Below are 13027 nucleotides of genomic sequence, written 5' to 3' on the forward strand. Positions count from 1 at the left end.
ACTCTTCTATTGTTGTGCTTTTAAATTTTCAATGTCTGGATCTTGCCCAAACCATTCTTTATATATCTCTGCATATTTACCATTATCAAAAATAGCATTAAGACCTTTGCTTAAATCAGCTTCCATCTCACTATCTTTCGGGAACATGAATCCATAATATTCTGATTCAAATCCTTCTTTATCCTCAATCACGATAAAGTTATCTTGCGGATTATTTTTAGCATATGCTTCTAATACTGCATTATCTGCCACAACAGCATCAGCACCCTGATTCTTCATTTCCAAAATAGCTAAATTATTATTTTCAAACTTTTTTACTTTTTCATTGCCATTTCCTAGGAGCGCATCGACTGCATCTGCACCTGTTGTTCCTGATTGAACAGCAACAGTCTTATCTGTTAGATCAGCAGCTTTCTTAATATCAGTACCTTCTGGTGCCAAAATTTTATTCGTACTTTCAAAATATGGAACAGAGAAATCATAGGATTTAAGTCGGTCATCGTTTATTGTAATGGCTGATAAACCAACATCCGCTGTGCCATTTTCTAATTCTGCAAAGAGTGGGTCCCATCCAACGTTGACAATTTCAAAGTCATAGCCAGCTTCCTCTGCTGCCGCTGTGAAAATATCGACATCGAAGCCAATAATCTTGTCTTTATCCATATACTCAAATGGTGCATAAGCCGCATCTGTAACGACTCTTAATTTCTTTTTGCCATCTCCATCACTATTTGCTTTTTCTGAACCTGTCCCACATGCTGCTAAAACAAGAACAATCGATATAAATAAAGCAAATAAAATGCCGTTTTTCCTCATTATAAATCCCCCTCTTTTGATTAATTGAAAACTGTATATTAAAATAATATAGAATTTTCAATTAATTTAAAATAAAAATTTTTCCATTTGCTTTATTACTAATAATGCATTCATTATAACTTTTTGTTTATTTATATACAAGAAAACTATTTGAATTTTCGTAAAATTCCATAGAAAAAAAAAGAAGTCCCTCTTTCTGGTTTAAAGAAGGAACTCCTTTTTCTCTTTCTATACAAAAAACTCTTCATACAAAGCTTTTACAGCTTTTTTGACAACTGTTTCTTTTACTCCGAACATCATGCTTACTTCAGAAGAACCTTGGTTAATCATTTCAATATTCACTCCCGCTTTCGCGAGTGCTGTGGATGCACGGGCATTTGTACCGATATTACGTCGCATCCCTTCCCCTACAAGCATGATAAGCGCTAAATCGTGTTCTACTTTTATTTCTTCTACTTGTAGTTCCTCGGATATTCTGGTCAAAATCTCCTGTTCGCTTTTTCTTGTCAATTGATCTTGGCGTAAAACAATTGTTAAATCATCAATTCCAGACGGCATATGTTCATACGAAATATGATAATCCTCTAATATTGATAGAACTTTTCTGGCAAACCCTACTTCACGATTCATTAAATATTTACTAATATAGATGGAACAAAATCCCTTATCATTAGCAATACCAATTACAGGACCATTGATATTATTTCTTGAGGAGACTATTCTAGTTCCTGATGCGGATGGATTATTTGTATTTCTCACTTGAACAGGAATACCTGCACGATACGCCGGAATTAAAGCTTCAGCATGAAATACAGAGAAGCCGGCATATGATAATTCACGCATTTCCCGATAAGTAAGTTCCTTAATTTCTTTCGGCTGCGTTACAATGGAAGGATTTACAGAGTAAACAGCATCCACATCTGTAAAGTTTTCATACAACTCCGCTTTCACGCCATTGGCGAGAATCGCTCCCGTAATATCTGATCCACTTCTTGAAAATGTCACTACATCTCCCGCTTCACTGTAACCAAAAAAACCTGGAAATACAATTATTCGCTTCTCTTCTCTTAAGGAATATAACCGATCATAAGATTCAGAAAGCACTTGAGCATTTCCGGGATCATCACTAACAATCAAGCCCGCTTCCTTTGGACTAATATAAATGGCATCTAATCCTCTGGTTTTAAAGAAATGTGCAACTAATTTAGCATTATTATCCTCTCCGCTGGCCTTCATTGCTTCCATAAAAGCATCTTTATTAGAGTATTTATTTATTAAATCCAATAAGTCGTTTTTAATGTTTGTTATAATATCACTCGATAAGTCCAATTCTTTAGCAATACTAGCATATCTGTCTAATACTTCCTCTAAATAAGGAGAATAATCACTTCCATTTACTACTGCTTGCGCACATTGGATTAATAAATCTGTTACCTTCGTATCTGAATCATATCTTTTTCCAGGTGCAGACACGACGACAATCCTTCTCTCCTTATCTGCCTTTACTATTTGTAATACCTTTTCCAATTGCTTCCCTGTAGCTAGAGAACTACCCCCAAATTTGACAACCTTCATTTCGCCAACTCCCACTGATTGTTAAATAGTAACAATTTTCTAAATTGTTCACTATGGCTATTATCACTATTTCATGATAAATAATCAAGTCATTTCCACTCTAAAAATACATTTGTTTTTATAGAGTGAACAATAATATTTTTTCACTTGGCTTCTTCTCTATGAATATTAAAATAAAACTGGTAATTAATGTTATTTTTCATTTTGAGATAATCGCTATTAACGCTTTAATAAAGACTTTTATCCAACAATGGAGAGCTTCTTTAAGTTGTTTATTGGAAATAATAATCCAAAATACTTTCATTTATGTAAATTTTACGTTAAACTAATATTTAGTTAAACGAAATTTATTGTGCATTTACCAACAATCTCCTCATTCCTCCTTTCGTACTCCATCCGTTTTAGATGGAGGAAACCTTAATAAAATCTCTACTATATTAGAAAGAAGTGTTTTACAAAATGGAAACCCAAAAATATTCAAAACGAAACTTAGGAATCATGTGGTTCGCTAACTTTTTTATAAGTGCCTGCATGACTATGGTTCTCCCATTTTTATCGCTTTATATTGAATCATTTGGTCAATATTCACCTGAATTTGTGCAGCATTGGTCGGGGCTTTGTTTCTCTGTGACCTTTGTAGCAGCTTTCTTGTTTTCACCGATATGGGGAAAAATTGGCGATAAATTTGGGAGAAAAACGATTCTTATCATTTTAGCAATCGGCTTAGGCATTTCCATCTTTCTGATGAGTTTTGCCAATTCTGTATGGGAAGTCTTTATTCTTCGTTTTTTCACGGGATTTTTCACAGGATTTATCCCAATGTCACAAGCATTTATCTCCACTCAAACTCCCAAAAAAACTGCTGGTAAGGTATTAGGAACCTTACAGACAGGAAGTATTACTGGCGCATTGATTGGTCCGTTACTTGGAGGAGTATTAGCAGATAGTTTCGGCTATGCGGCAACTTTCCGATTTACTTCTCTTGCTATCTTTATATCTGCAATTCTAGTATTTACAACAAAAGAGTTTGTCCTGCCTGCTCAAAAGGGCACGAAAAGCAGCTATACAAGCAGAGAGGTATTAGCCTATATTCTAAAAAACCCTGTATTCATTACCGTTCTGCTTATCTCAGCCTTTATACAAATTGCCCATTTCAGCATCCAGCCTATTCTGTCTTTATATGTCAGTAAATTGCATGGTCCAGAGAATATTGCGTTTTTCGCTGGTCTAGCTTTCTCAGCTGCAGGTTTAGGAAATTTACTAATGGCACGGAAATGGGGAGAAATGGGAGATCGATCTGGTCACCTTAAAGTACTTGTTATTCTCTTGTTTATTGCCGGAATTATCTATTTCCCGGGAGGATTTGTTAATCAATACTGGCAATTGCTGATTATCCGCTTTATTCTCGGTGTAGCAATCGGAGGCATGGTTCCTGTACGTATTGCTTATATTCGACAAGAAGTACCTATTGCTATGCAAGGAGAAGTAATGGGATATGAAACAAGTCTTCGTTTTCTCGGTAATATAATCGGTCCTGCACTTGGTGGACTAATTGCAGGTAACTTTGGGTTCTCTATGGTATTCTTTTCAACTAGTATTCTCTTATTAGCAAGCGGTATTTTCCTATTTTTAATGATGCACCGCCATCCTAAACTAGCTAAACATTCGATTTCTTAACGATTTAACGGCTGTGTAAATACTAACGATTTTTCCATTTTATGATGTATAATAAAATGGAAAAATACTTGTCATCATAAGGAGGATAACTATGGCTAAATCAAAGGCAAGAAAGAAACGCTACAAAGTGCTGCGTGAACATGGTTTTGATACAACGATGCGCAGAGGATCTTGGGGCAGCATTGTACCAATCACGAAAATAACAAAAACAAAGAAAGAACGCATGACACGAAATGAAAAGAAATATAAACAAAACCATTCTTCTAGATATGATGAGAATGGTTTTTATTTTTTGCCAATGATTTTTGGATTTAATATTCTTCTTTGACATATTTCCTGCAAATTTCAATAAAATTCTCCACCATTGCGGAGCGCTTTTCGTTTTTTCTCGTACATATTGCTATTTTATTTGTCACCCTAATATCCTTTACAAATACTCTTGCTAACTTCTTATTCTTTACATAATCTCTTATCACTATTGACGATACAAAATTAACACCATACCCCGTTAAAACAGAATGAATGGCTTCATTTATGCCATTAAATTGTAGAGCAATTTTGGGTGGAGGAACTTGATATATTTGACATAAAGAGAATAATCTTTCCCTCGTAGAACTCCCCTTTTCCCTCATTATAAAAGGTTCTTTCACAATCTCGGATAAAGTGACCTGCTTATTTGCCAATCGATGATTTGCTGATACAACAAACCATATTTCATCTTCAACTATTTCCTCAGCCAATATATTGTCATGAAAATGCTCCATCCATCCTCCCGCATACATTGCAATGTCTGCCTTGTAATGAATTAATTGATCAAATGCTGCATGCGAATTACTAGTAGTCAAATTAAATTCAATCTCTTCATTCTCAGCTTTAAAAACTGCAGCACAAGCAGGAATGACAAAATTTGCTGGCAAATAAGTTGCCGCAACAGAAAGCCTGCCTTTTCTGGACAAATAATAATCTTCTACAAAATCATCCAATTTCTGTTCATAAGAAAATAATATTTCTGCTTGTTCTGCCAATAATGATCCAAACTCTGTAAGTTTAAATTTCCTTCCATCTTTTATAAACAATGGAATACCTATTTCTTTCTCAAACTGCTTTATTTGACTAGAAACAGCTGGTTGACTAATTCTTAATAATTCTGCCGCCTTTGTAAAACTCCTATCTCTTGCAACATGATAAAACAATCTTAATCCGTGAATATTCATCCTACCCCAACCTTACATAATTATTTCTTATATAACTATAAAATATATATATTTTATTAATACGTTATGGAAGCATATACTAAAATTATAAAGAACAAGGAGATGATTAAGGTGACAGAAAATCAAGTTTGGAATGCAGTTGATCACTATTTAATTAATAGGTTACAACCACACAACACCAAAATGAAAAAATTACTTCAGAATAATAGAGATAATAATCTTCCAGAGATTGACGTAAGTCCTACTCAAGGTAAAATGCTTTGGATGCTTGCTAAAATGATGGGGGCGCACAGAATACTTGAAATAGGTACACTAGGAGGATATAGTACCACTTGGCTAGCAATGGCTCTTCCTGAAGATGGTAAAGTAATAACATTAGAAAATAATAATAATCATATTAAGGTAGCTAAAGAAAACTTTCAACTATCCGGTCTCGAGAAAAAAATCACCATTATGGAAGACAACGCTCTTACTTCTTTATCAGAGCTCCTAAAAAATAATATGGATGAATTCGATTTTATATTTATTGACGCTGACAAACCTAATAATCCCCTATACATTGATTACGCCATTAAATTAGCAAGAAAGGGAGCCGTGATTGTTGCTGACAATATTGTTCGTAACGGAGATATAGTAGCTGAAAACAGTCAAGATGAAAAAGTACTAGGAATCCGACGCTTTATCGATATCCTTTCCAAAGACTCCCGAGTAGAGTCAGTTGGAATACAAACTGTTGGGTTAAAAGGCTATGATGGTTTCATCCTTAGCTATGTAAAATAAAGTGAAACTTCTATCAGTGATGGTTTTCCTCCTCCCCCACTAATGGTTAGTTGAACCAATCAGACCTTTACAGGCAGTTAGTTGACTCCTACCTATCTTCCTCTTGAGGAGGGAGTCTTCCTGTCCGTTAAGAGTGGAATAATCAGGAATATCCCTCCCTATTATCCCCATACAATAAGACATTGCCTAAACCTTTACGTCCTTATATAATATATGCAATTACTAATTTGCGATAAAGGGGATTGACCGTGGAAAGTATTAAAGTAGCAGAACAAGAACAACACACACTCTCCTATTTAGATGGAGTGAAAGACTGTATTCCAACCTTACTTGGTTATATCAGCATTGGCCTCGCAATGGGAGTAGTCGGTGTATCATCCGGCTTATCTATCCTGCATGTTTTCCTGCTTGCTACATTTGTTTATGCAGGGGCTTCCCAGTTTATTATTTGTGCAATGATTGCAGCTGCAAGTCCCATCAGCGCAATTATACTTACAACATTTATTGTAAATTTGCGTCACTTATTGTTAAGTTCCGCTCTAGCACCTAAATTCACCCAATATTCTATACAGAAAAACATTGGTATTGGCAGTCTTGTAACAGATGAATCATTTGGAGTAGCGATTACCAAGATTGCTAGAAAAGAGCCAGTTAATGATCGATGGATGAACGGACTAAATCTGACTGCCTACCTTGTTTGGATTGCAGCTTGTACTGTCGGAGGATATATCGGAGGGTGGTTTCCCGATCCTGAACAATTCGGATTAGATTATGCCTTGCCAGCTATGTTTATTGCATTGCTGATTATCCAGCTGCAAACAATTGAACCTACTAAACTAAAACACTATTTATTGTTAATCACATTGATGATTATCTGCATGCTTTTCTTCTCTACTTTTTTATCAAGTAGCTTAAGTGTCATTATATCAACAATCATTGTTGCTACAATTGGGGTGGTGACAGATAAATGATGAGCAATATGAGCTTTTTTCTTTTATTAATCGGCTGTACTATCGTAACCTTTATTCCAAGAGTAATTCCATTTTTAGTGGCGCGCAATTTCACGATTTCAGCACCTGTCGAAAAGTGGCTTTCCTACCTTCCAGTATGCATTTTTACTGGCTTAATTGTAGAAAGTCTTATAGGAACCACCGAAAGCAATAGTATTAGCATTAACTGGGAAGCGCTTCTTGCGACGATTCCTACGATAATTGTTGCTTTTCTTAGTAAAAGTTTATTAACTACTGTATTATTCGGAGTTGTGTGTATGGCTGTTGTGAGATTGGTATTGTAGCTATTATGTAAAAAGCTTCTTTTAGTTTATAAAAGAGGCTTTTTATTATGATGAATGCTTTTTTCTTCTGGCTCCTTCCTTATCAGCTTTCATCATTTTATGAACACCACTTTTTCGGTTTTCCTCCGCCTTATAAACAATATTCACCACTTAATAAAATGGATAACTTTAACAAAAATATCCATAACCTTACAAGAAACCATGGAAATCCATAAAAATTAACAAATTTATTGTACTTTCGTTTCCTTTCTATGAAGTTTATAATAAAATATTGGTTATATTATTGATATAATCATACTAAGATCGTTTGGATATTTTCGATAGAGACGAATGGCTAAGCTAAATATTTTATTCTAAAAGTATTCATACATATTAGAAAGGTGGCTATAATCTTGGAGATGGGCTCTAATTTTATAAAAAACATCATGAAAGAAGATTTAGAAACTGGGAAGCATGATACGGTTATCACGCGTTTTCCGCCAGAACCAAATGGATATCTGCATATTGGTCATGCAAAGTCAATTTTTATTAACTTTGGACTAGCAGATGAATTTGGAGGTAAGACAAACTTACGCTTCGACGATACAAACCCTTTAAAAGAGGACATTGAATATGTAAACTCTATTAAGGAAGATGTAGAATGGCTCGGATATGAATGGGAAAATTTATTATTTGCATCTGACTATTTCGAGGAAATGTACAACCGTGCAGTCTTATTAATAAAAAAAGGGCTCGCTTATGTTGATGATTTATCAGCCGATGAAATTCGCGAATATCGCGGAACGTTAACAGAGCCAGGAAAAGAAAGTCCTTATCGTAATCGCACAGTGGAAGAAAATCTTCAATTATTTGAGGCAATGCGCAATGGCGAATTCGGTAATGGCGAGAAGGTTCTTCGTGCAAAAATTGATATGGCTTCGCCTAATATTAACTTAAGGGATCCTGTTATTTATCGTATTGCCCATGCTACTCACCACAATACAGGCGATAAATGGTGTATTTATCCAATGTACGCATTCGCTCATCCAATAGAGGATGCAATTGAGGGCGTAACACACTCACTTTGTACAACAGAATTCGAAGATCAACGTCCTCTATATGATTGGGTTGTTCGCGAATGTGAGATGGAAAGCACGCCACAACAAATCGAATTTGGCCGTTTAAATATTACGAATACCGTAATGAGCAAACGTAAATTAAAGCTTCTTGTGGACGAAAACTATGTGGATGGCTGGGATGATCCACGCATGCCTACCATTTCTGGCTTAAGAAGAAAAGGAGTTACCCCTGAAGCAATCCGTAATTTCTGTATGGAATTAGGAATTTCAAAAGGCTCTGGTGCAGTGGACTCTGCCATGCTTGATCACTTTGTACGGGAAGATTTAAAATTAAAAGCACCTCGTACGATGGGTGTTCTAAATCCGTTAAAAGTAGTTATTACTAACTATCCGGAAGGTCAAGTAGAAATGCTAGAAGCGGAAAACAATCCAGAAAATCCGGAGATGGGCACTAGACAAATTCCATTCTCTCGTGAAATTTATATTGAACAAGAAGACTTTATGGAGAATCCTCCAAAAAAATATTTCCGCTTGTTCCCTGGTAATGAAGTGCGTTTGAAGCATGCTTACTTTATTAAGTGCGAAGAAGTAATTAAAGATGAAGAAGGCAATGTAATCGAGCTTCATTGTACGTATGATAAAGAAACAAAAAGTGGAAGTGGGTTTACTGGTAGAAAAGTAAAAGGAACATTGCATTGGGTAGAAGCATCTCAAGCTATCCCTGCGGAGTTTCGTTTATTTGAACCGCTAATTACCGATGAAGATGAGGAAATGGAAGAAGGAAAAACGTTCTTAGATTATGTAAATCCAAATTCTCTCGAAGTCATTCAAGGCTTTATTGAGCCAAATATGAAGGATGTTAAGCCACAAGATAAATTCCAATTTTTCCGCCACGGATATTTCAATGTGGATCCTAAATATACCACTTCAGAAAAGCCGGTATTTAATCGCATCGTTTCCTTGAAAAGCTCCTTTAAACTTTAAGCAATAGAATAAAGGGAGGAGAATAATCGATAAGTCGACTATTCTCCTCCCTTTTTATATGGCTTACGTCCATGTTGTTGCTGGCTTGGTAGTATTGGCAAGCCAGTCATACTGCAAGAGGCGTAGTTCGAATAACTTCAATGGGTCATGGAACAATTCTGGATTATTCTTTAATCGGTCTAATAAATTCTTATATTCTACGATATCTTTTGATTTTTCCTCAGCAATTTGCTCTAATGTCCTTTTTGGACGGACAAAGAACATTTTAATATCATTTTCCAATCCCTTTTCATAGAAATCAAAATGCTGCAAAACTGCTGTCGAAACAGATGCTGCCACATCAGAAAAATCCTCTGTTTCCAGATACTTTTGATATCTTGATTGAAGCATTTTGTTATTTTGCTGAATTGCACCAAGCAGCTTCCCAGCACTCTTCAGAAATACTTGGGATGCATTAAAACGATTGAAAATATTTAATGGTTCGATGCGAAGTCCGCTTGATAACCGGCGTGCATCTCTTTTCCAATCTTCTATAATCACAAAATCACAAGATAGCTCTATTGGATGCTCCTTGTAAATTCCATTGAAGCCTTTGCTTAGCTCATTAAGGAATAGTTGGCCATCCTCTAATTGTTTATGAGCTGCTTGAATCCATTCTTCAATACTTCGATGAATTTTCGGCGATAATGTTTCATTTAAGTACTCATTTACTCGTTTATTCATCTCTTTATTTAGAGAGATATGCATTTTACTATAATCACTATCTTCTTTTATAATATCCTTACATCCTTTTAAAATAGCTGGAATTTCCTTTTTAATTGCTTCTTGCGTTTCTATTTTGATTTCATCAAACTGCTTTGTTATTAACTCACTTTTAGAGGCTTCCATATCAATTAGTTGATTTTTAGCTCCAGTCAGCTTGCTGACCATTTCCTCATAAAGCTGGAGTGATGCTTTTAAACTATCTTCCATATCCAATCGTTTATCCAATAGATTAGTAATTAAATCTTGAATGATAGAAATACAGCTTTGCAATCGTTCTTCATTCATCTTTCTAGCTGCAAAATGGTGGTAATAATAACGGCTAATTTCATCTAGTTGAGCTTCTCTCTCCTCTTGCTTGGAATAAATAAAGATTTTGCTATCTGGAAAATAATGCTGAATTGCAGACATCGCCTTTTGTAAACGCTTGGATGCTACTTTTTCATTATCTAAATCATCGATATAAATTAAAAATTGCAGTGTTAAAAATGGCGACTTTTCCTTCCATTGCTTTAATTGTTCATATTCCGTATAAGAAAAAACAGATTGCTCATTAATAACAAATAAGAGACTGTCAGCAAGCATAGCATAATCTGCGTAAGATGCATCTTCTACAAAAGGAGCAGTGGTAACCGTCCATCTATTTTGGTTTAAATAATGAGAAGGAGTGTCTAACTGGAACACTCTCGGACTCTCCTGTTGAACAAGCAATTCTTCATAAAAATTCGTGAGTGTATCAATTAATTTTAAGCCAGAATTGGTTACTTCGTTTATTTCTAGATAGTCATTATCCTTTATCGTTAAAATCGCATTTGTATCTTCTGCTAAAACAGTCTCTCCTACTAGCTCATTAATATAGGCATTTACACCGCTGCCAACAGATCCTACCATTAATAACTGATAATGATTCGATGGAAGAAAATCGTGTACCTTTTGGGCAAACTTCTTATCTAATGGAATATCATGCTTATCTGCCCACTCGATAATAGATTCAAATAAGTTCATAAATTGCTGGAATGATATATTTGTTTCTGTTGTTTCATTAATAACCATCTCTGCTTTTGATACAACAGATTGATCCATCGAATGTTTAAACATTTCATTCCAAGCTAAAACTGCCGATGCTGCCGATACAGTCTGTTGTCCAATTGAAGATAAGAAGTAATTGGATAAAAGAGCCGGAACAATTTCTTCCACTTCCTTAATCGAATAACTGCCATCAATTAAAAGAGCGTACGCACCTTCCAAAATATGCGCCAATCCTTCTTCTCCTTCGCAAGGAACAGGTTCATAAATGCTATTAAATACCGTTACCCATGTTAGATAATAGGCTGTGTCTTCATAGTTTTTCCATAATGATATAGATAATCTCTCAAAAGTAGCAAAGTCTAACTCTTGAAGATTTTTTAAGCTTTCTATAAAGTATGCAGGCTCAAACTGCTGAATCACTCCTAAGTTGCTATAATGAATTAATGCTTCATACCATTTTAATCCATCTGTTCTTTTTCCTTCCTTAACAGCAAGCTCTACTGCCTTTTCCCAATTTTGCTGTTCTTCATAATATGATTTTGCGATAGTTGGTATATTCGCATAGTCTGGATTAGTAAGAACTAGATTATTAATAATCCCCAATGCCATTTCATGATTCCCTTTTTGGAAATATAAAGAAAATAGTTGCAAAGATATTTCTGTTTGTAAAAGCTCTGAATCTGTCACAACAGATTTATAAAAACTTTCCGCTGTTGAATATTCCTCTAATTCCAAGTATGCGTCTGCTAGATTCTTCTTTGCCCATGGCTCTAATTCATTACTAATATTCTCCCATTTAAAAATTGCCGCTTCATAGTCATGGTACTGAAAATATAATTCACCTTGTGCGAAACGGATGGAGGTTAGATCTGGAACATTCTTTCTTTGTTCCGCTATATATAATTGGCCTAAAACTTCAATTGGCGACTCGTCTCTATCCTGTAAGTATCCTTCATAATACGTTTTTTCAATTAGTTTTTTTTCTAATGTCATAACTTCCCCCTGCTATTCATTTAGAGTGGTTTTTTATCATTCTAAATAATATATTTATGCTCATCCGTCATCATTATGTCTTATGTAGGCTATCCTTCATTGTAGCAAATCAGATTATTTCATGGATTTCGAAACCGATTCAATCTCTTTACAATATAATAACAGGCTAAGTAATCGTTCTGAATGGTTGGGTATTTCTTCGTGATATAAGCGAAAGCGCAGTATATTCCCTCTTTAAATCTGGGTACTATTATATTTAAGATTACTGATTCTTCTCCTCATCCTCTAGTGTCCATCGTACCTTTCTTCCCTGTTTTTTATTTATCCTCTCCGTCTTTTTACCTAGTTCACTTTCTCCTTTAACAGAGTGGGGATTATTCCAGGATAATAGCAATAGACCCTTAGATTTTAAAGGAACATACTCTTTGGAAAATAACCGCTATTCACCCTTCCTATTCTTTCCATCTATCCTGAGTAGAAGCTACAACTCCCCAATCAAATAAAAATTATTCCCTGGAAACTAACTTATGGAAATGAAAGGGGGTTTTTCAAAACATCATGGAGGTTGTCGTTGATTATGGGAATTACACGAATAAATCATACTTAACGAGAAAAAAGGAGTCCGAGCGTCCCTCTGCTAATGATGATGATTTTTTTATATTGTTCCAAATGGAATGGGCAAGAGCTATGGCAGAACGAAAAAGACAGTGTTAGTATGCCAATAACGGTGATATGGCAGGTGAGTAATCTCTTAGAAGTTTAAGGATTAAGCAAAAATTGCTTAAGAAAAAGGAAGAATAGATCGTGGAAAAAATGTTCGAATAGCACAAAATCAACACTAAAAA

The 13027-nt window shown here is 35.2% G+C and carries 11 protein-coding genes; 7 read left to right on the top strand and 4 right to left on the bottom strand.

Translation table 11 applies throughout. From position 1 onward, the window contains the following. Window positions 1-6: 6 nt before the first annotated feature. Window positions 7-816, bottom strand: coding sequence for a basic amino acid ABC transporter substrate-binding protein (locus BCI01S_RS15580; RefSeq protein ID WP_061799928.1), 810 nt, complete (start codon window positions 814-816; stop codon window positions 7-9). Between the two features lie 228 nt (window positions 817-1044). Next, entirely contained in the window at window positions 1045-2391 is a 1347-nt protein-coding gene (locus BCI01S_RS15585) for an aspartate kinase (protein ID WP_047941769.1), read from the bottom strand. A gap of 459 nt (window positions 2392-2850) precedes the next feature. On the opposite strand from BCI01S_RS15585, the gene BCI01S_RS15590 reads away from it, so the two are divergent. Beyond that, entirely contained in the window at window positions 2851-4068 is a 1218-nt protein-coding gene (locus BCI01S_RS15590) for an MFS transporter (protein WP_047941770.1), read from the top strand. 91 nt (window positions 4069-4159) lie between these two features. Then, on the top strand, window positions 4160-4396 hold the full coding sequence (brfA, locus tag BCI01S_RS15595) for a ribosome rescue factor BrfA (protein ID WP_061799931.1): 237 nt from the start codon (window positions 4160-4162) through the stop codon (window positions 4394-4396). Here the strand turns inward: brfA and BCI01S_RS15600 are convergent. Further along, a complete protein-coding gene (locus tag BCI01S_RS15600) occupies window positions 4380-5282 on the bottom strand; it encodes a LysR family transcriptional regulator (protein WP_047941772.1) in 903 nt (300 codons plus the stop codon). The two genes, brfA and BCI01S_RS15600, sit on opposite strands and share 17 nt — an antisense overlap. Before the next feature lie 111 nt (window positions 5283-5393). Between BCI01S_RS15600 and BCI01S_RS15605 the strand changes: the two genes are divergently transcribed. The 4 genes from BCI01S_RS15605 (at window position 5394) to BCI01S_RS15620 (ending at window position 9398) form a co-directional block, all read left to right on the top strand. Beyond that, window positions 5394-6062, top strand: a complete 669-nt coding sequence (locus BCI01S_RS15605) for an O-methyltransferase (RefSeq protein WP_235844521.1) — start codon at window positions 5394-5396, stop codon at window positions 6060-6062. A gap of 248 nt (window positions 6063-6310) precedes the next feature. Continuing rightward, window positions 6311-7033, top strand: a complete 723-nt coding sequence (locus BCI01S_RS15610; protein ID WP_369989013.1) for an AzlC family ABC transporter permease — start codon at window positions 6311-6313, stop codon at window positions 7031-7033. Then, a complete protein-coding gene (locus BCI01S_RS15615) occupies window positions 7030-7356 on the top strand; it encodes an AzlD domain-containing protein (protein WP_047941775.1) in 327 nt (108 codons plus the stop codon). Before BCI01S_RS15610 ends, BCI01S_RS15615 begins: the two co-directional genes overlap by 4 nt. Window positions 7357-7748: 392 nt before the next feature. After that, complete coding sequence (locus BCI01S_RS15620) at window positions 7749-9398, top strand: glutamine--tRNA ligase/YqeY domain fusion protein (protein ID WP_047941776.1); 1650 nt, start codon at window positions 7749-7751, stop codon at window positions 9396-9398. A gap of 63 nt (window positions 9399-9461) precedes the next feature. Here BCI01S_RS15620 and BCI01S_RS15625 read toward each other — a convergent pair whose 3' ends face one another. Next, window positions 9462-12182, bottom strand: coding sequence for a tetratricopeptide repeat protein (locus BCI01S_RS15625; RefSeq protein ID WP_047941777.1), 2721 nt, complete (start codon window positions 12180-12182; stop codon window positions 9462-9464). Window positions 12183-12740: 558 nt separating this feature from the next. Here BCI01S_RS15625 and BCI01S_RS25310 point away from each other — a divergent pair. Continuing rightward, window positions 12741-12896 carry a hypothetical protein gene (locus tag BCI01S_RS25310; protein WP_156485446.1) on the top strand — a complete coding sequence of 52 codons (156 nt, stop codon included), beginning with the start codon at window positions 12741-12743 and terminating at the stop codon, window positions 12894-12896. Window positions 12897-13027 lie beyond the last annotated feature (131 nt).

Origin of the sequence: Niallia circulans NBRC 13626, from assembly GCF_001591585.1 — a bacterium.
Lineage (GTDB): Bacteria > Bacillota > Bacilli > Bacillales > Cytobacillaceae > Niallia > Niallia circulans.